The organism is Buchananella sp. 14KM1171 (assembly GCF_041380365.1).
Taxonomy (GTDB): domain Bacteria; phylum Actinomycetota; class Actinomycetes; order Actinomycetales; family Actinomycetaceae; genus Buchananella; species Buchananella felis.
The window spans coordinates 2,328,857-2,352,983 of the sequence record NZ_CP159981.1 but is presented as its reverse complement, the minus strand read 5'-3'; the positions used below and the strand labels follow the sequence as shown (position 1 = coordinate 2,352,983).

The following is a 24,127-nucleotide window of genomic DNA, read 5'->3' as shown; positions in this document are numbered from 1 at the left end:
TTCAAAAGTTAAACCTATTGCCTCTAGTGCGAGAATCTGCGATATTTCAAACACAAAGATCTAGGGGCAAGTCTGCAATATCGCGAAGCCGTTGTCCACTGACAAGATGCGCGAGCCGTTCCTTTGCGTCATCATCTCCGAGCAACTCCACTGCATCAATTAGCTCGGGCAGCGCAAAGTGGTACACCATGTCAATGTCACCAGTTCCCAGAGCCAAAGAGGAGATTCTTCGCAAGTCCGGCTCTCCTGTCACCACAACGATGTGCGGTGCACGTCCCTTGCGATTGCGCAATGCAGAAAGTGCTTCTGCGCGCGCGTTCTGTGCTCGGTCTGACCTAAGGGTCCACTTGCATGAAACGATAGCATGCAAAATAGGTGATACCTGGTTACAACGTCTAATTATGGAACGTCGCCCAACGCTTGGATCCACCAACCTCAAGCGGTCATTGATCTCTACATCAAGTAGCGGTTCACGGTAAACGACCACGTCCGGACTAATGGAATATGAGTTGCCCAAGACCGCGAGGATACGAGGATCTGTCTCAACCGCATTCTTAAGCGCGGCGAGGTGTCGGTATGGCTCGAACATGGAGATATGGTCGGTGTTTCGCACGCTCCCAACGTTTGACACTTCCCATTTGCCTGGGTGAAGAAGGTTGTACAGCGGGAGGCAGTCCGTGAGGAATTGCCTGACCGCATGTTCAAAGCTCGCGCCAGACCGCTGCCCAGACACCCGCTGGCCAGGTTCCGCTCCCAAGAGTGCTGCCACCTCGTTACCGATGGAAACCGACATGCGGTTGCTCTTATCACAGTTCGTCGCCATTCCTGCAGCGTCAAAGAAGAGCACATCTCTCAGTAGAGCTGCGTGAAAAACGGACCGTGCGTGAGACAGCAGGGATTTCGATAGCTCATACTCTCCGCCAGCTGTGGCACAGTCCATCACGTACTCCTCACCCATATTTGCAAACCAAGACAGTCGCTATCACGATGCCTTGCGGCTTACTCCAACTTCAATGCGATCCGCGTTAGCCAACGTGGCGAAAATCTTCCTTCCAACCGCAGCAGCGACAGGTGGTGGAAACGCATTGCCGATCTGACGATATTGCGCTGTCTTGCCACCAGAGAACACCCAGTCGTCGTCAAACCCTTGAATCCGAGCGGCCATCCGGTTTGTCAGCCGCGGTAGTCCCTCAAAGCCTACCGGCGGTGCGCTGTCTGCAATTCCCTTGCCGTCTACACCTAGGGCCTCCCATGCTCGCTTAGCGCGGGTGGGGCCAAGGTCAGCGCCTCCATGCTTCTTAGAGCCGCCAACAAGAGTAGGGGCAACGCTGTCAGCCTTCGCCGCCCAGTCGCCAGCCCCCTCCCAGCCGTTTTCTGCCATTAAGTCTCTCAAGGTCTGCCCGACCGTAGGAGGTGCGCAGTCTGCGGGATGGGGAAACTCGAAACCGGTTCCCAGGTCCTCCCTGACACCTATGAATACCACACGCGGGCGCAGTTGCGGTACTCCAAAGTCTGAGGCGTTAAGCAGACGCCACCCAACGTTGTACCCCAATGCACGTAGCCGTCGTTCAACGGACGCACGGTAGTCATCAAATGCTGTATCGAGCAGTCCGCGCACGTTTTCGAGCATGACGGCACGCGGTTGGATCTCACCGACCAAGCGGATCGCGTGGGGAAAGAGGTCACGCTCGTCGTCGGCCCCGAGTTGTCGCCCGGCCTTAGAAAAGGGCGGGCATGGCACGCCTCCCGCCAACAGGTCCACCTTCCCAGAGAATTCGTGCCCCTCCCATGTGGTGAGGTCTGCCTCGATCGGGTTCCACTCTGGCCGGTTAAGACGCAGAGTTTGGCAGGCGTGTTTGTCTATCTCCACTGCAGCAAGGTGTTTAAAACCAGCCAGTTCCAGACCTCGTGCTTGCCCGCCTGCACCAGCACAGATCTCTACCGATGTATAGGTCACGGCTCCTCACTTCCTGCCCGCTCTCATGTCTGGCCTCACTCTAGCGAGCCTGACCAACATTTCATGTTTGCAGCACGCGGGTGAGGAACTGCGCCTCGTACACCACCCGCGCGCGTCGGGCGTCGCGCAGGTAGTCCTCCACGGCCGCTTGGCCGGCCCCGGGCTCGTAGCCGAGCAGCCGGGCCAGCACGGCCAACTCATGGGCGGTTTCGGGCAGCACGTCCAGTTTGATCCCGGAGGTGCGCCCGGTACCAAGTACCCGGGCGGCCCGCACCCGCGTAGCGTGTTGCCAGGCGGTGACCAACACTTCGGCGTCTGCCTGACTAAGTAGGCCCGCCGATTGCGCTGCTCGCAGGGCGGGCAGGGTGGAGGTGGTGCGCAGGCCCGGCACCCGGGCGGCGTAATCGAGCTGCAGCAGCTGGGCGGTCCACTCCACGTCGCTGAGGCCTCCCGGCCCCAGCTTGACGTGCCGGGGCGGGCGCACGGCTCGCGGCAGGCGTTCGGAGTCCATCCGTGCCTTGAGGCGCTTGATGGAGACGCGGGCGGGCTCCGGTGGCCCGCCCGGTGGGTAACGCAACGGCTCCACTAGCTCCACGAATTGTTGACCTAGCTGCTGTTCCCCTGCCACCGGCCGGGCCCGCAGCAGGGCCTGAAACTCCCAGGGCTCTGCCCATGCCTCGTAGTATTCGCGATAGCTGCCCAAGGAGCGCGCAAGTGGCCCGTTCTTCCCCTCTGGTCGTAACGCAGCGTCCAACACCACAACAGGCTCGCCCACCGGCAAGGCCAAGAGTTCGCGCATCCTGGTGGCCAAGGCGATCGCCTCGCGGCCCGCCTCCTCCTCGCTAGCGCCGGGCAGGGCGTCGTACACGTGGCAGACGTCAGCGTCGCTGGCGTAACCGGACTCGTTGCCGCCAAAGCGGCCCAGCGCTATCACCGCGTGGCGGGCCACAGGTTCTTCGATCTCCCGCAGCGCGATCGCGTATGCGCCCCGCACCACTGCATCCAGCGCAGGCGTGATGATCGTGGCCGCGCGCTCGGGTTCTATGCCCTGCAGGACGTCTATCAGGGCGGCGCGGGTCAGCTCACGGCGGCGGATCCCCCGCACAGTCGTGATGGCCTTGTCGGGGTCGTCGTGGTGGCGCACTGCAGCGGCCACCTCCTCGTCCAACTGCGCCGGGCTGCGCACGGACAAATGCTCCTCGTCCAACCATTGCACGGCCTCGGGCAGGCGAGGCAGGGCGTCTGCGACGTAGGGAGAGGTGCCCAGCACCTTACATAGCCGCTCAGCCGCCACGGAGGAATCTCGCAACAGGCGCAGGTACCAGGGTTGCGCGCCAGCGGCCTCGCTCAGGCGGCGAAATGCTAACAGCCCCTGGTCGGGGTCCACGCAGGAGCCGAACCAGCCGAGCATCACGGGGATCAGCTGGCGTTGGATTACGGCCCGGCGGGAATAGCCTTCGGTAAGGGCGCGTATGTGCCCCATCGCCCCGCGTGGGTCGCGATAGCCGATGGCGGCCAGGCGCGCCTGAGCGGCACTTGCCTCCAGGGAGAGGTCGGCGGCACTGAGCTGGGCGGTTGCCGGCAGGAGTGGACGATAGAAGATCTCCTGGTGGAGCTTGCGCACCCGCGCCCGGGTGGCGGCCCACAGCTCCTCCACGGAGCTAGCGCCCCATTTCAGGTCGATTCCGCGCGCTACCCGGCGCAGCTCGGCCTCTTTTTCTGGCAGCAGGTGGGTGCGGCGCAACCGCATAAGTTGGGTGCGGTGCTCCAGTAGGCGCAGCATGCGGTAGTGGGCACCCATTTCCGCGGCTGGGGCGCGGCCAATGTACCCGTGCTCAGCCAGTGCAGTCAGGGCCCCCAGCGTGTCGGGCTGCCGGACGCGTTCGTCGCTGCGCCCATGCACCAACTGCAGCAGTTGCACGGTGAACTCGACATCCCGCAAACCGCCCGGTGCAAGCTTCAACTCCCGTTGGGCCTGCTTGGCGGGCAGCAGTGATTCGACGCGTGTCCGCATTGCCCGCGCCGACTCCACGAATCCCTCCCGCCCGGCGGCCTCCCACACCAGTGGTTGGGTCAGGGCCAGGAACTCCTCCCCCAGTTGCGTGTCTCCGGCCACCGGCCTGGCCTTTAGGAGGGCTTGGAATTCCCAGGATTGCGCCCATTTGCGGTAGTAGCGCGCGTAGGAGTCGATGGTGCGCACCAGTACCCCGTCTTTGCCCTCCGGCCGCAGATTGGCGTCCACGGTCCACAGTTCGGGTTCTGGCCCTGCTGCCCCGCAGATTCGCGCCACCAAAGCCGCGATCTGGGAACCGAGTTCTGTGTGCTCCTGGGTCATCGCCCCATCGCGTGGGGCTACTACGTACATGACGTCCACGTCTGAGACGTAGTTGAGTTCCTGCGCGCCTGCCTTGCCGAAGGCGAGGATGGCAATGCGCAGGGAGCCGGTGGGGTCTAGGTGCCTTCGAGCTATGTTGAGGGCGCCCACCAGCGCGGCGTCCGCTAAGTGGGTGAGCATGTCGGCGATTTTGGGCAGGGCGGCATCCGGCTGGGGGCAGGTGAGGTCTTCTGCCACCACGGCTAGGAGCGCGCGGCGGTATGACCGTCTCAACGCGCCGGTCTGTGCCGCCACCCATTCCTCGCCGGTCGCCCCCTGCGGTGCCTGTAGGGACGACGCCGCACTCGAACCGCCCTCCGTCCCGCTCTGCTCCCCTTGCGGCCCCTGTAGGGACGACGCCGCACTCGAACCGCCCTCCGTCCCGCTCTGCTCCCCTTGCGGCCCCTGTAGGGACGACGCCGCACCAGCCGCCGCGATTGACGCGGCCAGCGTGGTGAAGTCGGGGGCCCCGTCGCGAAGCAGGGCGGTATCGCCCGGGTGGCGCAGGAGCTGGTCAGTGAGGGCGCTGGAGGCGCCTAGGACGCGCAGGAGCAGCCCGGCCTGGCTCAGTGGCGGCAGGTGGCAGCGGGCGTCTGCGTCGGCGGCCAGCCGCACAAGAGCGAGCAGGGCTTGGTCGGGATCCGGGCTTAGCGCCAAGAGATCGATCAGCTGGTCCTGGTCCCACGCCAGTTCGGTCAGGGCCGCATCCTGTAGCAGCATGGCAGCCCGGGTGGTGTTGGTGAATCCGGCGGCCAGCAGTGCGCCGGTTCGGCTCGGAGCGCGCATCAGAGTGGGAGGAACTGGCGACGCTCGTAGTCGGTGATCTCGTGCCTGTACTCGCTCCATTCTTTTTCTTTGTTGCGAAGCACGAACTCGAATACTTCCTCGCCCAGTACTTCGGCGGCCAGCTCGGAGTGGCGCATCCGGTCCAGCGCTGCGTGGAGGGAGGTGGGCAGAGCCTCGATTCCCATTGCCTTTCGTTCGGCGTCGGAGAGCGACCACACGTCGTCCTCGGTTTCCGGCGGGAGGCTAAGGCCTTCTTCGATCCCTGCCAGACCGGCGCGCAGCAGCATGGCCAGGCATAGGTATGGGTTGGTGGCGGTGTCGGGGGCGCGGTATTCCACTCGGGTGGAGGATTCCTTGCCGGGCTTGTAGACGGGTACTCGCAGTAGCGCTGAACGGTTGTGGCGTCCCCAGCAGACGTAGGAGGGGGCCTCACCGCCTCCCCACAGGCGTTTGTATGAGTTGACGTGTTGGTTGACGACCAGGGAGATATCTGAGGCGTACTTGAGCAGGCCGGCCATGAACTGGCGACCGGTGCGGGAGAGCCCGTAGGGGTCGGACTGATCGGTAAATGCGTTGCGATCGCCCTCGAAGAGGGACAGGTGCAGGTGCATACCGTTGCCGGGTTGGTCTGCGAAGGGTTTGGGCATGAATGTGGCTAGTGAGCCCTCGCGCAGCGCTAGTTCGGAGACTACGGCTTGGAAGGACATGATGTTGTCTGCCGTGGTCAGGGCGTCGGCGTGGCGCAGGTCGATTTCGTTTTGCCCCGGGCCGCCTTCGTGGTGGGAGAACTCTACGGGGATGCCGAACTGCTCCAGGTGGAGGATCGCTTTGCGCCGGAAGTCTGAGTGCTGGGCGCGCGGAACGTGGTCAAAGTAGCCCCCGTTGTCGATGGGCGCTAGAGGGGCGGTGGGGTGGTCGGGCGCGTTGAGGAGGTAGAACTCGATTTCGGGGTGGACGTGGAGGGTAAAGCCGGCGCTGGCGGCGTAGTCGACGGCACGTTTTAGCACGCTGCGGGGATCTGATGGTGCGACGGCGCCGTCGGGGGTGTGGATGGTGCAAAACATTCGCCCGACGCCCTCGCCAGCTTCCCGCCACGGCACCAGCGCCCAGGTGGAGGCGTCGGGGCGCAGCAGCAGGTCGGATTCGTAGATGCGGCTCATGCCTTGGATGGCCGAGCCGTCGAAGCCGATTCCTTCTACCAGCGCGGTCTCCAGCTCGCTGCCGGCGATGGCGATGGACTTGAGCTTGCCGGTGACGTCCGTGAACCAGAGCCGCACGAACTCGATGCCGCGTTCGTGCGCGATGCGCAGTACGTGCTCCTGTTGCTGATCCATGGGGCCTCCTTTGGCGCGCCGGGCGTTGCCGCCCAGTTTAGTGGTGGCCAGCGGCCTGCCGGCTGTCCTGTTTGTTGGGCCGCTGTGCCACCGGCCGCTCTGCTGCCTCCGCACCCTGTTTGGTTTGGCCGACGTCCCGCCGGCCGCCTTGTTTCGTTTGGCCGACGTCCCGCCGGCCGCCTTGTTTGGTTTGGCCGACGTCCCGCCGGCCGCCTTGTTTCGTTTGGCCGACGTCCCGCCGGTCGAATCTACTACTTGGTCGGCGCGTTTTGGTACCGACGCCGACCCCAGGCTGCACCTGCGGCCAGGGTTGCCCCCAGGCCAGTAGCGGCTAGGGCGATTGCGCGCGAGCGCGGGTCTTGGGTGACCAGGGCGGCGGCCTCGCGGGCGGTGGCGTAGGGCAGGTACCACCAGGTGGTGCGCGCTCCTTGCACGCGAGCACCGGGCCAGATCCGCTCCGCTAAGCGGGAGGTTCGCAGGGTGTGGAAGTTGTTGGTGACCACTGCCGGGCGGCTGCGGCCTTGCGGCTGAAGCAGAGCGCGGGAGAGGTGAAGGTTTTCGATTGTGGTGGTGGCTTGGTCTTCCTGGATGATGAACTGGGCGGGCACTCCCTTTGCGCGCAGGTAACGCTCCATCGCTTCTGCCTCAGGAATCACCTCGTCCGGGCCCTGCCCACCGGAGACGACGATCGGGATGTCCGGGCGCTGGCGCCACAGCTCGGTGGCCCTGTCCAGGCGGTAGGCCAGGGCGCGGCTGGGGCGCTCGCCCACCAGGCCGGCGCCCAGCACCACGATGGAGTCCGCCTGCGGCGCCAGGGGCTGGCCGGTGGTGGGCACGGTGACTGCCAGGAGGGCCAGGTAGCAGCTGAACGCGCCCAGGCCGGCGCCGAAGAAGGCGGCCTGGGCGGGCTTGCCCTGCCTGATCGCCCTCGGGAGCGCCACCGCTCCCCACGCGCTGGCCGCGATCGTCCCGGCGGCCACGCCCATCGATACGGCGAACTGGATCATCACGTTGCTGCTGGCGCGGCTCATTACCTCACCTCTCCGGTCAGTGCGGGTTGCTCATAGTGGGGGTGGGCGGGAAGGGGCTGCGCCCCTTCCCGCCCACCCCGGACCAGGTTTGGCAAAACCTGTGGCGTCTGCTGCGGTGCCTGCCTTGGCTCGGACCTGTTGCGGCTCAGCGCCGGTGCGGCTCAGCCCTGGGGCGGCACGTAGCCCTGGGGCGGCGCGAAGCCCGGCGGAGGCAGCTGGGTGGGCAGCTGGTTGATGCCCTGCGGCGGGACCTGGCCTGCGGGGCCGCCCTGACCCTGCGGCGAGTCAGCCGGCGCGGCGGGCCGGGCCTGCTCTGCGGGGTTCTCCCCGCCCACCTCGTCCACGGCCTGCGTAACCTGCTGGACTGCGGCGGCGGCCTCGGCGACGGCCTTGGCCGGGTCCTCCAGCTCCACCGCCAGGCCACCGGAGAGCTCCTCGGGACGGAACTCAACGCGCGGGGCCTCGGCGTCGCCGGAGACCACCGGGGCGTTTTGCGGCTGCCCGCCCAGAGCGGCCGTGACGGAGGAAAGGGCCGCCGTGAACTCGGTGGGGACCACCCACATCTTCGAGGCGGTGCCGTTGGCGATCTGGGTGAGGGTCTGCAGGTACTGGTAGGCCAGCAGCTTGGGGTCCGCGTTGCCGCGGTGAATCGCGTCGAACACGGACAGGATGGCGCGGGAGTCACCCTGGGCGCGCAGCACGGCGGCCTGGGCCTGACCCTCCGCCCGCAGGATCGCGGACTGCTTCTCACCCTCGGCGGTGAGGATCTGGGACTGCTTGACGCCCTCTGCCGTCAGGATGGTGGCGCGGCGGTCGCGCTCTGCGCGCATCTGCGCCTCCATGGCGCCCTGCAGGGTGGGCGGCGGGTCGATCGCCTTCAGCTCGACGCGGTTGACGCGGATACCCCAGCGGGAGGTGGCCTCGTCCAGCACGCCGCGCAGCTGGGCGTTGATCTGGTCGCGGCTGGTCAGTGTCTGCTCCAGGTCCATCGTGCCGATCACGTTACGCAGGGTGGTGACGGTGAGCTGCTCGATGGCGGAGATGAAGTTGGCGATCTCGTAGGTGGCCGCCCGGGGGTCGTTGACCTGGTAGTAGATCACTGAGTCGATGGAGACCATCAGGTTCTCCGCCGTGATCACCTGCTGCGGCGGGAAGGAGACCACCTGCTCTCGCAGGTCGACCGCGGTGCGCACGCGGTCGATGAACGGAATGAGCACGTGGAAGCCTGCGTGCATCTCCGCCTGGAACTTACCCAGGCGCTCCACGATCAGGGCAACGCCCTGCGGCACGATCTGGACGGCGCGCAAGATCGCCGTCAACACGAACACAACAACCAGACCCAGCGCGATCAGCGCGATCCAGTTACCTGGCGAGTCGAACATCTATCTCCTTTGTAATGATTTCGGGGAAGTCCTGGCCCGCCCCTAGTTGGCTGGGTTGACCACCGCGTAGGCGCCGTCGATCGCCTCTACTACCAGCTTGGTGCCCGCCGGGACGGGGCCCGCAGCACGGGTGGAGAGCTTGGCGCTCCACTCCTCGCCCTCGAGCTTCACGCGACCGTTCTCATACGTGATGGTGGACAGCGCCACCGCTGGCTTGCCGAGCAGCCCGGCGGCGTTGGTGCGGATGTTCGGCACTGAGCTGAGGATCAGGTTGCGTGCCCAGGGACGCACCAGGAACAAGAGCAGCGTCGAGACGACGGCGAACACGCCCACCTGGATGGACAGGCTGTCCGTAAAGAAGGACACGCCCATGGCGGCCAGGGCGCCGCCGGCGAACATCAAGAACGTCAGGTCCACCACCAGGATCTCGATCAACCCGAGCAGCAAAGCCGCGATCACCCAAATCAACCACATGGCTTTTCCCTCCCTTACTCGCTTCGCGCGGGCTGCCCCGCCCCACCTTGGTCCCTTGCCTCCCCTGTCTTGCCGGCGGCGTGCCGTCCGCCCGGGCGCGCCTGCGCGGCCACGGCGAGGAAGCGGCCTCGGCGTTCCTCCACCAGCAGCGGGATCCCGAATGCGGTGGAAAGGTGCTCGGAGGTCAGCACCTGCGCCACCGGACCGGAGGCGGCCACGCGCCCCTCGCGCAGCAGGAGCGCGTGGGTGGTGCCCGGCGGGATCTCTTCCACGTGGTGGGTGACGATCACCATCGCCGGGGCGCCGGCGAAGGAGGCCAGCTCGTTCAGGGCGCTCAGCAGCTGCTCGCGCCCGCCCAGGTCCAGGCCGGTGGCCGGCTCGTCGAGCACCAGCAGCTCCGGGTCGGGCATGAGAGCCCGGGCGATGCACACCCGCTGCTTCTCCCCCGTGGAGAGCGTGAAGAAGGCGCGCTCGGCCAGCGCGGAGATGCCCAGTACCTCCAGCAGGTCGCGGGCCCGGTTGACGTCCAGCTCCTCGGCCTCGGAGTGCGTCCGGCCGGTGGAACCGAATGCCCCGTTGATGACCACGTTGAGCACCCGGTCGCCCGGCACGATCGCGTTGATCATGGCGGAGGAGACGAAGCCGATGCGGCTGCGCAGCTCCCACACGTCCACCGCGCCCAACCGCTGCCCCAGCACCTCGACGGTGCCAGCAGAGGGGTGCTCGCGCGCGGCGAGCATGCGCATGATGGTGGTCTTGCCGGCCCCGTTGGGGCCGAGCACCACCCAGCGTTCGCCCTCACGGACCTCCCAGTTCACCCCGCGCAGGATCGGATTGCGTGCGCGGGTGAAATCGACATTGACGAGCCGCAGGACGTTTGCCATGCCGCAATTGTATCGGCGGACACGTTTTTGCTCTCGTCCCACTCTCATCCCCGTGGACGATATTTCCCCGCAGCGGTTGCTACTTGCCGGCGAGCACCCGCTCGTAGAGGTCCACGGTGCGCTTGGCGATCGAGGTCCAGGCGAAGTGGTCCTCGGCCCGGCGCCTGCCCGCCTCACCCATCGCGGCGGCGAGCGGAGCGTCGTCCAGTACCCGCACCAGTGCGTCGGCCAGGTCGGCCTCGAAAGCAGCGGGGTCCACGGGCGTGCCGGTGCCGTCCTGCACCTGCTCGATCGGCACCAGCAGGCCGGTCTCGCCGTCGGCGATCACCTCGGGGATGCCACCGGTCGCGGTACCCACCACGGGCAGGTGCACCGCCATGGCCTCCAGGTTCACGATCCCCAGGGGCTCGTAGACCGACGGCGTGACGAACACGTTCGCTGCGGTCATCACCGCGATCAGCTCCCGGCGCGGCAGCTTCTCCGCGATCCAGATGACGCCGGAGCGGTGCTGACGCAGGCCCTCCACCAGGCCCTCCACCTCGGCCTTGATCTCCGGGGTGTCGGGGGCGCCGGCGCAGAGGATCAGCTGCACGTCGTCGGGCAGCTTCTCCGCCGCGCGCAACAGGTGCGGCAGGCCCTTCTGGCGGGTGATACGCCCAACGAACACCACCGCGCGCCTGCTCGGGTCGATGCCCCACTTTTCGCGGGCCTGCGCCACGAACTCGGCGTCCTCGTCAGCCGGCAGGTTCCAGTCGGTCAGGTCGATGCCGTTGTGGATGACCTCCACCTTTGCCGGGTCAAGCTGCGGGTAGGCGCGCAGGATGTCCTGCCGCATGCCACCGGAGACCGCGATGATCCGGGCCGCGCCCTCGTAGGCGGTGCGCTCGGCCCAGGAGGAGACGCGGTAACCGCCACCCAGCTGCTCGGCCTTCCACGGGCGCAGCGGCTCGAGCGAGTGGGCGGAGATCACGTGCGGCACGTCGTTGAGCAGGTGCGCCCAGTGGCCGGCCATGTTGGCGTACCAGGTGTGCGAGTGCACCAGGTCGGTGCCCTCCACGTTCCCCGCCATGGCCAGGTCCACGCCGAGCGTCTTCAGGGCGGCGTTGGCGCTCGCCAGCTCGGCCGGGTCGCTGTAACCGGTCACCCCGGGCTCGCCATCGCGAGGGCCGTCGAAGGCGTGCACGCGCACGTCCACCAGCGGACGCAGTACCTTGGCCAGTTCCTCCACGTGCACCCCCGCGCCCCCGTAGACGAAGGGCGGGTATTCGCGAGTGAGTAGGTCAACCCTCATGGCTTCTCCTAGCGCCGTAGCAACCGAATGGCCTGACCATACCGGAAGCGCACAGGCAAAATCTGGGAAATGAATACCCCAAACTGACATATTTGCGGCTCAAGTTGCCTAGCATTTACCTCATGCCAGCACACAAAGTTCTCGCAATCGTCCTAGCAGGTGGAGAGGGTAAGCGGCTCATGCCGCTGACCGACGACCGCGCCAAGCCGGCCGTGCCATTCGGCGGCACCTACAGGCTCATCGACTTCGCGCTGTCCAACATCGTCAACTCCGGCTACCTCAAGGTGGTCGTGCTGACGCAGTACAAGTCTCACTCGCTGGACCGCCACATCGCCAAGGTGTGGCGCCTGTCCAACCTGTTTGCCAACTACATCGCGCCCGTCCCGGCCCAGCAGCGCAAGGGAAAGCACTGGTTCCTGGGTTCTGCCGACGCGATTTACCAGTCCATGAACATCATGGACGACGAGCGTCCGGACTACGTGCTGATCATCGGTGCGGACAACATCTACCGGATGGACTTCTCCCAGATGGTGGAGCACCACATCGCCTCCGGCCTCGACCTGACCGTGGCGGGTATCCGCCAGCCGATCGAGCTGGCTGACCAGTTCGGCGTGATCGAGACCCGCCCGGAGGCGCCCGGCGTGATCCACCAGTTCGTTGAGAAGCCCACCTCCACCCCGGGGCTGCCGGACGACCCGAGCTCCGTGCTCGCCTCGATGGGTAACTACGTGTTCTCCGCCCAGGCGCTGCGCGAGGCCCTGAACATCGACGCGGCCGACGAGACCTCCAAGCACGACATGGGCGGCTCGATCGTCCCGTGGTTCGTGGAGCGCCAGGGTGCGGGCGTCTACGACTTCACCTTCAACGACGTCCCCGGTGCCACCGATCGCGACCGCAACTACTGGCGCGACGTTGGAACCATCGACGCCTACTACGAGGCGAACATGGACCTGATCAGCATCAACCCCGTGTTCAACCTCTACAACAGCGAGTGGCCGCTCTTTGCGGGCGTGGACCAGACGATCCCGCCGGCGAAGTTCGTTTACGGCTACAACGAGCGTCAGGGTCACGCCATCGACTCGATCGTCTCCCCCGGCGTGATCGTCTCCGGTGGCGAGGTGTTCTCTTCGATCCTCTCCCCGGGCGTGCGCGTGAACTCGTGGTCGTCGGTGCGCCACTCCGTCCTGATGGACGGGGTGAATGTGGGCCGCAACGCCACGGTTAACCGCGCGATCGTGGACAAGCACGTGGAGATCGGCGAGTACGCCACCGTCGGTATCGACCCCGCCCACGACCGCGCCCGCGGCTTCACGGTGACGGAGTCGGGGATCGTGGTGGTGCCTAAGGGCAGTATCGTTACGGCGTGACCGACCTGTTCTCGGCGGGGGCGGTGCGGTGCATCGCCCCCGCTTCGCTTGCCGCCCGTATCGAAGACCTGGCCGCCCTGCTCGCTGGGGCCGACTGGCCCGTGACCGCCACCCCGGTGCGGGTGGTGGGCGGCGCGCCGAGCGCCGCTATGGGGGCCGACGTTGCCGCCCGGCCCGTCCCTGCTGGTGCCGCCCGGCACGTGCCGGGCGTGGAGTGCGGGGCCGACGCTGCCGCACCCGCCTGTGGTGTTGGCGGCGCCGACCGCGTGCCTGCGCTCGCGCTGCCGCCGGAGCTGGCGGTGGTGGACCTGGCGCCGCAGCGGCGCCTGGAGGCGGCCGGCAATCGGACCGCGGGCGCCGCACCGTTCGCCGCCCCGAGCCTGCTCGCGGACCTGCCCTGGCCCCGCCGTGCCATGGAGGTGCTGGCGGCCTTCCCGCTGGCCGAGGCCGGGGGCTGCGACGTGGTGCCGGTGCCGCCCGCGCAGCGCCCACCCTTGTTGGTGGTCTCCGATGTTGACTCCACCCTGATCGCCGAGGAGGTGATCGAGGAACTGGCCGAGGCCGCCGGGACGCGCGCCGAGGTGGCCCGCATAACGGAGGCCGCCATGCGCGGCGAGCTGGACTTCGCCCAGTCGCTGGCCCAGCGCGTGGGGACCCTGGCCGGGGTGCCGGGCACGATCTTCGCCGAGGTCTCAGCGCGCATCACCCCGCGCCCATTCGCCCCCGAGCTGGTCGGGGCTTTGCACGCGCGCGGCGGCCGCTTCGGTGCCGTCTCCGGCGGCTTCATGGAGGTGCTCACGCCCCTGGGCGAGCAGCTGGGCCTGGACTACTGGGCCGCCAACACCCTGGAGGTGGCGGGCGGCGCCCTCACCGGGCGCACGGTGGGCGCGGTGGTGGACCGCGCGGCCAAGGCCACCATCCTGGCCGACTGGCTGGCGCGGGCCGGGCTCGGCTACTCCGTGGCGATGGGAGACGGCGCCAACGACCTGGACATGTTCGCCAGCTCCGACCTGTCCATCGCGCTGTGCGCCAAGCCGGCGGCGCGGGCCGGGGCGAACGTCGTCCTGACCATCCCCCACCTGGGGGCGGTCGCGGCCACGCTCTGGCGCTAGCGCCACGCGGTCGAGGCGGCCGAAGAACGAAGCCGGGGGTGGCTCAGGCGCCGTGCTCTATGACCGTGAGCTGCGCGCCGGCGAAATCGGCCCAGGTGCCCTCGGCGGACAGCAGCAACGCGGTGCCGGTGGGCACGCCGAAGGCGATGGCAGCCGCCGCCGGGCAGGGCTCGGCCAGGGCGCGGCCAGCCCCGGAGATGGTGGGCTCGTGCCCTACCAGGATCACGCACTGCGCCTCCTCGGGCAGCTCGCGCACGATGTCCAGGATGTCTCCCACCCCCGCGAAGTAGATGGCCTCATCCACGCGGGCCTGGGCGACCGTGAGCCGCTCGCTCATCAGGGCGTAGGTCTGCTGGGTGCGCTGGGCGCTGGAGACCAGCGCCAGGTCCACGCGCTCCACGTATGCGGAGACCCGCTTGCCCAGCTTCTTCGCGGCGTGCTCGCCCTTGCCGGTCAGGCACCGCTCGTGGTCCCCGTAGGGGCTGTCAAACTCGGCCTTGGCGTGGCGCACCAACAGAAGGGTCTTGCTCATGGCAGGCAGGCTACGCCGATTCACCCGCGCGGGGTAGAAGACACGGGGCCGCGCGCGCCGAGCAGGGGTGGTCCGGAAACGGGCGGTGGGGCGTCAGGATCGCGATCCTGGCGCCCCACCTGGCGGGAAAGTCCTACTGCCCCAGGCAGTGCACGCCGCCGTCGACGTGAACGATCTCACCCGTGGTGGCCGGGAACCAGCCAGAGGCCAGGGCCACGACGGCCTTCGCGGCCGGCTCCGGGTCGGCCACGTCCCAGCCCAGCGGGGCGCGCTCGTTCCAGCGGGACTCCATCTCCTCGAAGCCCGGGATGGAGGTAGCGGCCGTGGTGCGGATCGGGCCGGCCGAGACCAGGTTGACGCGAACGCCCTCCGGCCCCAGGTCGCGGGCCAGGTAGCGCGCCACGGACTCGAAGGCGGCCTTGGCCACGCCCATCCAGTCGTAGACAGGCCAGGCCACCGAGGCGTCGAAGGTCAGGCCAACGATGCCGGCCCCCGGCGCGAGCAGCTCGCGGCAGGCCACCGCCAGGCTCTTCAGGGAGAACGCGGAGGTCTCCACCGCCACGGCGACGTCGGCCCACTCGCCGGCCAGGAAGTTGCCGCCCATCACGGACTGCGGCGCGAAGCCGATGGAGTGAACCACGGCGTCCAGGTGGGGCACGTGCTCGCGCAGGCGGCCGGCCAGCGCCTCCAGGTCCTCCTGGTTGGTGACGTCCAGGGGCACGATGGCGGGCTTGGTCGGCAGGCGCCGCGCCGCCAGCTCGGTCAGCTTCGCCGCCCGCCCGAAGGCGGTCAGTACCACGGTCGCGCCCTGCTCCTGGGCCAGGCGGGCCACGTGGAAGGCGATCGAGTTCTCACGCAGAACGCCGGTGACCAGCACGTTCTTGCCAGCAAGGATTCCCATTTCTGTCTTCTCCTTTTGCGTCTCTCAGTGGCCCATGCCGATGCCGCCGTCCACCGGGAGAACCGCGCCGGTGATGTAGGCGGCCTGCGGGGAGGCCAGGAAGGTCACGGCGGACACGACGTCCTCCACCTGGCCAAAGCGGCCGGCGGGGATGCGCTTCTTGTAGTCCGCCACCAGCGCCTCGGGCAGCACCTGGGTCATGGCCGTGTCGATAAAGCCGGGGGCCACCACGTTCGCCGTGATGCCACGCCCGCCCACCTCGCGGGTGATCGAGCGCACCAGGCCGATCATGCCGCTCTTCGCGGCGGCGTAGGCGACCTGGCCTGGAGAGCCCATGGTGCCCACCACGGAGGAGATGCCGATGATGCGGCCGGTGCGGGCGCGCACCATGCCGGTGATGGCGCGGCGGGCGGCTCGCTGCACGCCGGTCAGGTTGGTGGCCAGGACGTCGTCCCAGTCCTCCTCGCTCATGCGCATCAGCAGGGTGTCACGCGTGATGCCGGCGTTGGCCACCAGCACCGTCACCGGGCCGTGGGCCTCCTCGGCAGCGGTGAAGGCGGCGTCCACGTCAGCTGCACAGGCCACCGAACCGGCCAGGTTCAGCGCGCCCTCCGGCCCCTTGCCGGAGCGGGAGAGGGTGGCCACGCGGTCGCCCGCGTCCAGGAACGCCTGCGCCACGGCAAAGCCGATCCCGGAGGAGGCACCGGTGATGAATACAGATCGCGGTTCATACGTCATGTCTCCATCGTTCCAGCCACGGGCCGGGGGCGGACGTGCGCGAAACACCCAAAGCCCTCAACCTCGCTTGGAGCATTCCTCCAAAACTAGGCGCACTTCCCGCGCTGCCCCGGTGCCACATTGTGGATTCCCACACCGCAGACGGGGCCGCTCCCTCCGCAGGCCGGCGCAGCGTCGTCCCCCACTCGCCACCGGGACTCAGGCCAGGTCAACCAGCTCCATGTAGTCATCGCTCCACAGGTCCTCGTCCCCGTCGGGCAGCAGCAGCACCCGGTCGGGCTGGAGGGCCTGCACGGCGCCCGGGTCGTGGGTCACCAGCACCACGGCGCCCTCGTAGGTGGCAAGCGCCCGCAGGATCTCCGCGCGAGAAGCGGGGTCCAGGTTGTTCGTGGGCTCGTCCAGCAGCAGCACGTTGGCCTGGCTCACCACCAAGGTGGCCAGCGCCAGGCGAGTCTTCTCGCCGCCGCTGAGCACCCCCGCGGGCTTGTCCGCGTCCGCGCCGCTGAACAGGAAGGAGCCCAGGATGGAGCGCACGCCCGTGTCGTCCAGCTCGGGCGCGGCGCGGCGCAGGTTGTCCACCACGGATTCATCCGTGCGCAGGTTCTCGTGCTCCTGGGCGTAGTAGCCCAGCTTCAGGCCGTGGCCCGGCTCCACCTGTCCGGCGCTGGGCGCCTCCACCCCGGCCAGCAGCCGCAGCAGCGTGGTCTTGCCGGCACCGTTCAGACCCAGCACCACCACGCGCGAGCCCCGGTCGATCGCCAGGTCCACCCCGGAGAACACCTCCAGGGAGCCGTAGGACTTCGACAGGTGGCTGGCCGTGAGCGGCACCCGTCCGCACGGGGCCGGGGAGGGGAAGCGCAGGGCGGCCACCTTCTCCGCGCGGCGCTCCTCCCCCACGCTAGCCAGCAGCTCCTCGGCGCGGCGCAGCATCTGCTGGGCGGCCACGGCCTTGGTGGCCTTGGCCCGCATCTTCTCCCCCTGCGCCTTGAGCGCGGCGGCCTTCTTCTGGGCCACCGCGCGTTCGCGGGCGCGCCTGGCGTCGTCGTCCGCCTTCTGCTTCAGGTAGGCGTCCCAGCCCAGGTTGTAGACGTCGATGACGCCGCGCTGGGCGTCCAGCGCGAAGACGTGGTTGACGGTCTCTCGCAGCAGCTCCACGTCGTGGCTGATGACCACCCACGCGCCCGGGAAGGTCTTGAGGTAGTCGCGCAGCCACACGATCGAGTCGTGATCCAGGTGGTTCGTGGGCTCGTCCAGCAGCAGCGTGTCAGCGCCGCTGAACAGGATGCGCGCCAGCTCCACGCGGCGGCGCTGGCCACCACTCAGGGTGTGCAGGGGCTGATCCAGCACGCGCGTGTCCAGCTTGAGAGCTGCGGTAATCCTGGCCGCCTCCGAGGCCGCCGCGTACCCGCCGGCCATCGTGAACTCGTGGTCCAGGCGGGTGTATCGCTCGATGGCCTTGGCCTGCTTGTCGCCCTCCTCGCTGGCCATGGCCAGCTCGGCCTTGCGGATGCGCTGCAGCAGCTCATCGATGCCGCGCGCGGAGAGCACTCGGTCGCGCGCCAGCTGGTTCAGGTCACCGGTGCGCGGGTCCTGCGGCAGGTAACCGATCGTGCCGCGCCTGGTGATCTTGCCGCCGTAGGCGATGGCGCCGGTGTCCTCCTCGGTGGTGCCGGCGATCCCGGCCCCCTCGGCGAGCAGCTTGGTCAGCGTGGTCTTGCCCGCACCGTTTCGCCCCACCAGGCCAATGCGCATCCCGGTGTCGATGCGGAAGTTGGCGCCGCTAAGGAGCTGGCGGTCGCCGATGGAGATGGAGACGTCCTGGGCAGTGATCACGGGCAGCAATGCTATCGGGTGGGCGCTGTGCCCCCGCACAGTGGCCCACCCTGCGCAGCGCCCCGCAGTACGTAGTGGCCCACCCTGCGCAGCGCCCCGCGGTACGTAGTGGCCCACCCTGCGCAGCGCCCCGCAGTACGTAGTGGCCCACCCTGCGCAGCGCCCGCTTGGTGCCGCCCACCCGTTCTACACCTCCACCCACCCTCCACCTATTGACTTTCGATATACGCCTATCGATAATCGATATATGAACAAGCGACTGGCACTGCGCGCCCAGCTGGCGCTGATCCCCCTGTTCGTCGGAAGCATCGGGGCGGAGGCGCTCGCCTACCTGCTCTGCCTGGAGCTGGGCCGCCTCTACCCGGAGACCGCCGCCTTCGCGCCCGCCTACGCCGTGGGCGCCCTGCTCGCCGCCACCTTCCTGCAGGCAGCCCTGGTGGCGCTGTGGCTGATCCTGCGCCGGGCCGCGCGCGGCCAGTTCTTCTCCCCCGCCACCGCCCGCCTCTTCACCGTTATCCGCCGGCTGGTCCTGGCCGCAGCCGCCGTGCTCGTGGCGGGCGGCGCGTACCTGCTCTTCGTGGCGCGCACGGGCGGCCCCGGCGTCCTCCTGGCCACTGCGGCCACCGTCGCGGTCGCCGCAGCCTTCGACCAGCTGGCCGCCGTCGCCCGCGCCGCCCTGGTGGAGGCCGCCGAATACCGCGCCGAGCTGGAGGCGGTGATCTGATGATCGTGGTCAACATCGACGCCCTGCTAGCCGCACGCGGCATGAGCGTGGCCGAGTTTTCCCAGCGCATCGGCATCACCCCGGCCAACGTGGCGGTGCTGAAGAACGGCCGGGCCAAGGCCATTCGCTTCTCCACCCTCGCGGCGATCTGCCGCGTGCTGGACTGCCAACCGGGCGACGTCCTGGCCTACCAGGCGGACCCTTCAGCAAGTTCCGCAGATCGCTGAGTTCTAGGGCCCGCATGTAGCCGGCATTCCGCCCCCGAGCGTACGAACGTACGGTCGGGGTACATGTGACCGACCGGTGCCATGGCACCAAGCGGTCGCATGTACCCCGATGCAGCATTTGCGCAGGTCTGGGACCGCCCTCGGCGTAGCTCCTTGTCCCCTCGGCGTGCACACGGGGCCTGCCCCGGCCGCGCCCGCCAAAACGGCACTCGGCGCAGGGCACCGGGGGCTGAGTTCGCGCTCCCGTGCGCAAGCGATTGAGGGCTTAGTGAACCTCTCGTAGGGTTGGTGAACCAGTCGTAGGCTTACCCGGTCGGGTAACCCCTCAATCGGTGCACCAACCGCTCAACAGCTGCACCAACCGCTCAAGAGGTCGACAAACCCCACAACCGTTTGCGCAGCAGTGCCCCGGGGCCAGCTCCCACCATGAGGCCCTGGGCGGCCGGTCCAGCGAGAACCCTCCGGTCCCCGCCGGCCTGCGCCCGTGGCTCGGTTCGCCCGCTCCGCACGCCTCGTACAGCGAAGAAATCGTTGCAAACAGAAAACCCGGAGACGGCTACGGCCTGACTCGCCCGTAAGAGCACATCCTCTTCCCGAGGCGCGGCCGGCCGGAGTGTCGTCCACGAATCCTGCGGCCGGCGGCAACGTCGTCCATCCCGAGAAAAAGCGGCGGGCCGCCCCACCAATCGGAGCGGCCCGCCGCGAAGGCGCCCAGACGCCAAGAATCAGGCGCTTAGACGTTCAACCCCAGCGCGCGCAGCTGCTCGCGCCCGTCGGGGGTGATCTTGTCCGGGCCCCACGGCGGCATCCACACCCAGTTGATGGTCGTGGTGTTCACCAGGGAGGCCAGCGCCTGCTGGGCCTGGTCCTCGATCACGTCCGTGAGCGGGCAGGCGGCGCTGGTCAGGGTCATGTCCAGGGTCGCGTTGCCCTCACCGTCCAGGTGCACGCCGTAGAGCAGGCCCAGGTCCACCACGTTGATCCCCAACTCGGGGTCGATCACGTCGCGCATGGCCTCCTCGACATCGGCCGCCGTCACCGGGGCGGGGGCCTGAGCCTCGCCACCGCCGCAGCCGCAACCGCCACCGCCGCAGCCACCGCCGCGCTCGGCCAGCTTCTCCGGGCCAGCCGTGCTCTCGTCCGGAGCCGGGGCCGCCATCGGGTTAGTCATTTCCGCGTCCTTCCGCGCCGCCGCTGGCGGCAATCGCATCCTTCGCTGCCATCCACCCCAGCAGGGCACACTTCACCCGCGCCGGGAACTTCGCCACGCCGCTGAAGGCAACAGCGTCCTCCAGCGGGTCCAAATCCATGTCCGCCGTGTTGCCGCGCGAGTGCATCAGGGCGGTGAACTGGTCGATCAGCTCCCCCGCCTCCGCCTCGCTCTTGCCGGCCAGCAGCTCGCTCACCACGGACAGCGAGGCCTGGGAGATGGAGCAGCCGTGCCCCTCCCAGCCGATCCGCTCGATCGCACCACCGCTCACGACAACGTCCAGGTCAACCTCGTCGCCGCAGGAGATGTTCACCTGGCGGGAGGTGCCAGAGGGGTGCTCCAGGCGACCGTTGCCGCGCTTGATACGGGCGTGGTCCAAAATGACCTGCTGGTACAGGCTCTCCAGGTCGCTACTCATTACTCCACTCCAAAGAAGGGTCGCACGCGCGAGAGGGCAGCGCGGAAGACCTCCACGTCGTCCATTCCGGTCACCGGGCCGCCGGACGCGCGCCCGGAGGAGCGTACCTTGAAGTGGGCGTGGATCGGCTGGGCGCAGTGGTGCCCCACCCGGATCGCCACGCCCTGGGCGTCCAGGAACTGGCCGACGTCGTGCGGGTGCACCCCAGCCACGTCGAAGGCGACCACGGGCAGGCGATCGGCGGTGTCCGCAGGGCCCAGCAGGCGCACCCCGGGCACGGCGGAGACGGCCTCCACCAGCGCGGCGGTCACGCCGCGCTCGTGAGCGCGCAGGCGGTCCCACCCCAGCCCGGCCAGGTAGTCCAGGGCGGCGGCCCAGCCCACGGCCTGGGAGACGGGTTGCGTGCCCGCTTCCCACCCGGTCGGGGCCTCGTGATAGTCGGAGCGGTCCATCGTCACCGTGGTCACCATGGAGCCGCCGAAGACCGGCGGGGGCAGCAGGTCGCGCCGCTCGGCGCGGCCGTAGAGCGCGCCCACGCCGGTGGGCCCGCAGATCTTGTGCGCGCTGGCCACCGCGAAGTCCACGCCCAAGGCGTCCAGCTCCAGCGGGCCGTGCGCGGCCGACTGGCAGGCGTCCAGCACCGTCCAGGCACCCACCCGCCGGGCGGCGGCCACGATGGCCTCCACCGGGCTCACCGCGCCGGTCACGTTCGAGGCGTGGGTGAAGGCCACCATCTTGGTGCGCGGGTTGATGACGTCCAGGGTGTCCAGGTCGATCCGGCCCTGCGGGGTCAGCCCCAACCAGGTCAGCTTGGCGCCGGTGAGCGCACACAGCTCCTGCCAGGGCACCAGGTTGGCGTGGTGCTCCGCCGGGGTCACGCAGACCTCGTCACCGGGGCCCAGCGCGAAGACCGTGCCGCCCCGCCAGGACAGGGCGGCGCGCGTGAGGGACTGGGCCAGGAAGTTCAGGCCCCCGGTGGCCCCGGAGGTCCAGGAGACCTCGAGGCCGCTGCGCGCGCCCAGGTGGGCCGCCACCCGGGCGCGCGCGTCCTCCAGGGCCGTGGTGGCCCGGTCGGCCAGCAGGTGGGTGCCCCGGTTGACGGCCCCGTAGGCCGTGCGCAGGAAGCGCTCCTCGGCCTCCATCACCGCAGCCGGGCGCTGCGCGGTAGCCGCCCAGTCCAGGTAGACCAGGCGCTCACCCCCGCGCGGCGCCTCGCTCAGCGCCGGGAAGTCTGCGCGCTTCTCCGCCAGGCCCGCGTCGATCATCAGACTAGGAAGCGGTCGTAGCCCTCGTCCTCCAGGCGCTGGGCCAGCTCCGGCCCGCCCTGCTCGGCGATCTTGCCGTCCACGAAGACGTGCACGAAGTCGGGCTTGATGTAGTTGAGGATGCGCGTGTAGTGGGTGATCAGCAGCACGCCCATGCCGCTGGCCTCGTGGGCGCGGTTCACGCCGGCGGAGACGACGCGCAGGGCGTCGACATCCAGGCCGGAGTCCGTCTCATCGAGCACCGCGAAGCGGGGCTTGAGCAGCTCCATCTGCAGGATCTCGTGGCGCTTCTTCTCACCGCCGGAGAAGCCGGCGTTGACGTCGCGCTGCGCGAAGGACGGGTCCATGCGCAGCGCCTCCATGGAGGCGTTCATCTCCGTGATCCAGTTGCGCAGGGAGGGGGCCTCGCCGTCGATCGCGGTCTTGGCGGTGCGCAGGAAGTTGGACACGCTCACGCCCGGCACCTCCACCGGGTACTGCATGGCCAGGAAGATGCCGGCGCGGGCACGCTCGTCCACGCTCATCTCCAGCACCTCCTGCCCGTCCAGCAGCACGGAGCCGCCGGTGACGTGGTAGGAGGGGTGGCCGGCGATGGAGTAGGCCAGGGTGGACTTGCCAGAGCCGTTGGGCCCCATGATGGCGTGGATCTCACCGGAGTTGATGGTCAGCGAGGCGCCCTTGAGGATCGGCTTGTTGCCGTCCTTGGTCTCCACCTCGACGTGCAGGTCGCGAATCTCCAGCACAGACATTTTGTTTCCTTTCTCAGGCGTCGACGTCGACGAGAACGTCGTCGCCGTCCAGGGTTACCGGGTAAACGTTTACGGGGCCGGGGGCGGGCATGGTGCCCTCCCCGGTCTTGAGGTTGAAGCGGGCACCGTGGGCCCAGCACTCCACCTCGCAGTCCTCCACCTCGCCCTCGGCGAGGCTGACTTCGGCGTGCGTGCAGAACTCGGAGATGGCGTGAACGCCGCCCTCCAGGTCCCGCACGATGGCCAGCGCCACGTCCTCGCCCGCGGCGTTGGCCACGCTCACTGAGAGCGCGCCGCCGGGGGCGAGTTGCGCCAGGCTGGCCACCTTCTGGTTGCTCACACCTGGGCTCCGCTCTGGGCTGCGGCCTCCAGCTCTGCCTCGATGGCGGCCATCACCACTTCCTCCACCTCGGCCACGCCGATCTCGGCAACGACCTCGGCGAAGAAGCCGCGCACCACCAGGCGGCGGGCGGTGGCCTCGTCGATACCGCGAGACTGCAGGTAGAACAGGTGGTCGTCCGCGAAGCGGCCGGTGGCGCTGGCGTGGCCCGCGCCCTCGATCTGGCCGGTCTCGATCTCCAGGTTCGGGATGGAGTCGGCGCGAGCGCCCTCGGTCAGGACCAGGTTGCGGTTGGACTCGTAGGAGTCCGTACCGTGCGCTTCGGCGCCGATCAGCACGTCGCCCACCCACACGGTGCGCGCGCTCTCGCCCTGCAGCGCGCCCTTGTAGGTGACGCGCGAGACGCAGTTGGGGGTGGAGTGGTCCACGAAGGAGCGGTGCTCCAGGTGCTGGCCGGAGTCCGCGAAGTAGACGCCCAGCAGGTTGGCCTCCGCCCCCTCGCCGGCGTAGCCGACGTTGGCGTTCAGGCGCACCAGGGAGCCGCCCAGGCTGACCACGACGTGCTTGACCTTGGCGTCCTTGGCCACCACGGCCTTCTGCTCGCCGGTGTGGACCGCGCCCTCGTCCCAGCGCTGCAGGGAGACCACGGTGACCTCGGCGGCCTCACCCACCGCGATCTCCACGTTGGCGTTGTAGTGGGCTGCGCCGGTGTGGTCGAAGATGACGATCGCCTTGGCGCCGGGCCCCACCTCCAGCACGGTGTGGCCGTGGGCCACCTTGGCCGCGTCCAGGCCGCGCACCCGCACGTGCAGGGGCTGGCCCAGCTCCACCCCGGCGGGGATGCGAATGTGGGTGGCCCGCTCGGTGCGGGCCGAGGCGATGGCGGCGGGGCGGTCGGCGGGCACCAGCACGGTGCCACGGGCGCCCTCACCGGGGGCAAGGCTGCCGATCTCGACGCCCGCCACGGTCTCCACGTCAACCTCTACAGCGTCGTCCACCCCGGCGGCGTCGGCGAACATCGGCGCCAGCGGCTTCAGGGGGGTAAAGCGCCACTCCTCCTCGCGGCCGGTCGGCACGGCGAAGTGCTCCACCTCGAAGGAGGTGGCGCGGTCGGCGCGCGAGCCCTCGGGCTTGGTCACGCCGCGCCCGTCGGTGTGCGCCCCGGCCAGGACGGCGCGGGAGTGATCGGTGCTCATGT

At 68.6% G+C, this 24,127-nt stretch carries 23 protein-coding genes; 4 read left to right on the top strand and 19 right to left on the bottom strand.

The genetic code is table 11. The annotated features are described in order from the left end of the window. Positions 1-46 precede the first annotated feature (46 nt). From ABYF38_RS09155 to glgA, 9 genes are all read right to left on the bottom strand, one after another. Positions 47-940 carry an NgoMIV family type II restriction endonuclease gene (locus tag ABYF38_RS09155; RefSeq protein WP_371153029.1) on the bottom strand — a complete coding sequence of 298 codons (894 nt, stop codon included), beginning with the start codon at positions 938-940 and terminating at the stop codon, positions 47-49. A gap of 42 nt (positions 941-982) precedes the next feature. Next, positions 983-1,957 (bottom strand): DNA cytosine methyltransferase, encoded by a 975-nt coding sequence (locus tag ABYF38_RS09150; protein WP_371152075.1) that lies wholly within the window; start codon positions 1,955-1,957, stop codon positions 983-985. Between the two features lie 61 nt (positions 1,958-2,018). Continuing rightward, positions 2,019-5,117 (bottom strand): bifunctional [glutamine synthetase] adenylyltransferase/[glutamine synthetase]-adenylyl-L-tyrosine phosphorylase, encoded by a 3,099-nt coding sequence (locus ABYF38_RS09145; protein ID WP_371152074.1) that lies wholly within the window; start codon positions 5,115-5,117, stop codon positions 2,019-2,021. Further along, the gene (locus ABYF38_RS09140; protein WP_371152073.1) at positions 5,117-6,451 is read right to left on the bottom strand and encodes a glutamine synthetase family protein; all 1,335 of its coding nucleotides are present in this window, start codon (positions 6,449-6,451) and stop codon (positions 5,117-5,119) included. Before ABYF38_RS09140 ends, ABYF38_RS09145 begins: the two co-directional genes overlap by 1 nt. A 251-nt stretch (positions 6,452-6,702) precedes the next feature. Continuing rightward, positions 6,703-7,482 (bottom strand): YdcF family protein, encoded by a 780-nt coding sequence (locus tag ABYF38_RS09135; RefSeq protein WP_371152072.1) that lies wholly within the window; start codon positions 7,480-7,482, stop codon positions 6,703-6,705. A gap of 161 nt (positions 7,483-7,643) precedes the next feature. Further along, on the bottom strand, positions 7,644-8,864 hold the full coding sequence (locus ABYF38_RS09130) for an SPFH domain-containing protein (protein WP_371152071.1): 1,221 nt from the start codon (positions 8,862-8,864) through the stop codon (positions 7,644-7,646). 42 nt (positions 8,865-8,906) lie between these two features. Further along, positions 8,907-9,338 carry an NfeD family protein gene (locus tag ABYF38_RS09125; RefSeq protein ID WP_371152070.1) on the bottom strand — a complete coding sequence of 144 codons (432 nt, stop codon included), beginning with the start codon at positions 9,336-9,338 and terminating at the stop codon, positions 8,907-8,909. A 14-nt stretch (positions 9,339-9,352) separates the two neighbouring features. Next, a complete protein-coding gene (locus tag ABYF38_RS09120) occupies positions 9,353-10,222 on the bottom strand; it encodes an ABC transporter ATP-binding protein (RefSeq protein ID WP_371152069.1) in 870 nt (289 codons plus the stop codon). A gap of 79 nt (positions 10,223-10,301) precedes the next feature. Next, positions 10,302-11,513 carry a glycogen synthase gene (gene glgA, locus ABYF38_RS09115; protein ID WP_371152068.1) on the bottom strand — a complete coding sequence of 404 codons (1,212 nt, stop codon included), beginning with the start codon at positions 11,511-11,513 and terminating at the stop codon, positions 10,302-10,304. 122 nt (positions 11,514-11,635) lie between these two features. Here glgA and glgC point away from each other — a divergent pair, with 122 nt between their 5' ends. Together glgC and serB are read left to right on the top strand one after the other, a co-directional pair. Next, a complete protein-coding gene (gene glgC / locus ABYF38_RS09110; RefSeq protein ID WP_371152067.1) occupies positions 11,636-12,880 on the top strand; it encodes a glucose-1-phosphate adenylyltransferase in 1,245 nt (414 codons plus the stop codon). Continuing rightward, a complete protein-coding gene (serB, locus tag ABYF38_RS09105; protein WP_371152066.1) occupies positions 12,877-13,992 on the top strand; it encodes a phosphoserine phosphatase SerB in 1,116 nt (371 codons plus the stop codon). Before glgC ends, serB begins: the two co-directional genes overlap by 4 nt. A 43-nt stretch (positions 13,993-14,035) precedes the next feature. Here serB and ABYF38_RS09100 read toward each other — a convergent pair whose 3' ends face one another. From ABYF38_RS09100 to ABYF38_RS09085, 4 genes are all read right to left on the bottom strand, one after another. Next, the gene (locus tag ABYF38_RS09100) at positions 14,036-14,524 is read right to left on the bottom strand and encodes a SixA phosphatase family protein (RefSeq protein ID WP_371152065.1); all 489 of its coding nucleotides are present in this window, start codon (positions 14,522-14,524) and stop codon (positions 14,036-14,038) included. A 133-nt stretch (positions 14,525-14,657) separates the two neighbouring features. Next, the gene (fabI, locus tag ABYF38_RS09095; RefSeq protein ID WP_371152064.1) at positions 14,658-15,425 is read right to left on the bottom strand and encodes an enoyl-ACP reductase FabI; all 768 of its coding nucleotides are present in this window, start codon (positions 15,423-15,425) and stop codon (positions 14,658-14,660) included. Between the two features lie 24 nt (positions 15,426-15,449). After that, on the bottom strand, positions 15,450-16,163 hold the full coding sequence (fabG, locus tag ABYF38_RS09090; protein WP_371152063.1) for a 3-oxoacyl-ACP reductase FabG: 714 nt from the start codon (positions 16,161-16,163) through the stop codon (positions 15,450-15,452). A 198-nt stretch (positions 16,164-16,361) separates the two neighbouring features. Continuing rightward, on the bottom strand, positions 16,362-17,996 hold the full coding sequence (locus tag ABYF38_RS09085; protein WP_371152062.1) for an ABC-F family ATP-binding cassette domain-containing protein: 1,635 nt from the start codon (positions 17,994-17,996) through the stop codon (positions 16,362-16,364). Between the two features lie 247 nt (positions 17,997-18,243). Here ABYF38_RS09085 and ABYF38_RS09080 point away from each other — a divergent pair, with 247 nt between their 5' ends. Continuing rightward, positions 18,244-18,720 carry a DUF2975 domain-containing protein gene (locus ABYF38_RS09080; protein WP_371152061.1) on the top strand — a complete coding sequence of 159 codons (477 nt, stop codon included), beginning with the start codon at positions 18,244-18,246 and terminating at the stop codon, positions 18,718-18,720. Beyond that, positions 18,720-18,947, top strand: a complete 228-nt coding sequence (locus tag ABYF38_RS09075) for a helix-turn-helix domain-containing protein (protein WP_371152060.1) — start codon at positions 18,720-18,722, stop codon at positions 18,945-18,947. Before ABYF38_RS09080 ends, ABYF38_RS09075 begins: the two co-directional genes overlap by 1 nt. A gap of 733 nt (positions 18,948-19,680) precedes the next feature. Here the strand turns inward: ABYF38_RS09075 and ABYF38_RS09070 are convergent. Genes ABYF38_RS09070 through sufD form a run of 6 tightly spaced genes read right to left on the bottom strand, consistent with a single transcriptional unit; the run spans position 19,681 to position 24,125 of the window. After that, the gene (locus tag ABYF38_RS09070; protein ID WP_371152059.1) at positions 19,681-20,118 is read right to left on the bottom strand and encodes a metal-sulfur cluster assembly factor; all 438 of its coding nucleotides are present in this window, start codon (positions 20,116-20,118) and stop codon (positions 19,681-19,683) included. Next, positions 20,111-20,575, bottom strand: coding sequence for a Fe-S cluster assembly sulfur transfer protein SufU (gene sufU / locus ABYF38_RS09065; RefSeq protein WP_371152058.1), 465 nt, complete (start codon positions 20,573-20,575; stop codon positions 20,111-20,113). The genes ABYF38_RS09070 and sufU overlap by 8 nt, the downstream gene beginning before the upstream one ends. After that, on the bottom strand, positions 20,575-21,840 hold the full coding sequence (locus ABYF38_RS09060) for an aminotransferase class V-fold PLP-dependent enzyme (RefSeq protein ID WP_371152057.1): 1,266 nt from the start codon (positions 21,838-21,840) through the stop codon (positions 20,575-20,577). The genes sufU and ABYF38_RS09060 overlap by 1 nt, the downstream gene beginning before the upstream one ends. Next, positions 21,840-22,589 (bottom strand): Fe-S cluster assembly ATPase SufC, encoded by a 750-nt coding sequence (gene sufC, locus ABYF38_RS09055; protein WP_371152055.1) that lies wholly within the window; start codon positions 22,587-22,589, stop codon positions 21,840-21,842. The genes ABYF38_RS09060 and sufC overlap by 1 nt, the downstream gene beginning before the upstream one ends. Positions 22,590-22,602: 13 nt before the next feature. Continuing rightward, positions 22,603-22,929 (bottom strand): Rieske (2Fe-2S) protein, encoded by a 327-nt coding sequence (locus ABYF38_RS09050; protein WP_371152054.1) that lies wholly within the window; start codon positions 22,927-22,929, stop codon positions 22,603-22,605. After that, positions 22,926-24,125, bottom strand: a complete 1,200-nt coding sequence (gene sufD, locus ABYF38_RS09045) for a Fe-S cluster assembly protein SufD (RefSeq protein ID WP_371153028.1) — start codon at positions 24,123-24,125, stop codon at positions 22,926-22,928. The genes ABYF38_RS09050 and sufD overlap by 4 nt, the downstream gene beginning before the upstream one ends. Positions 24,126-24,127 lie beyond the last annotated feature (2 nt).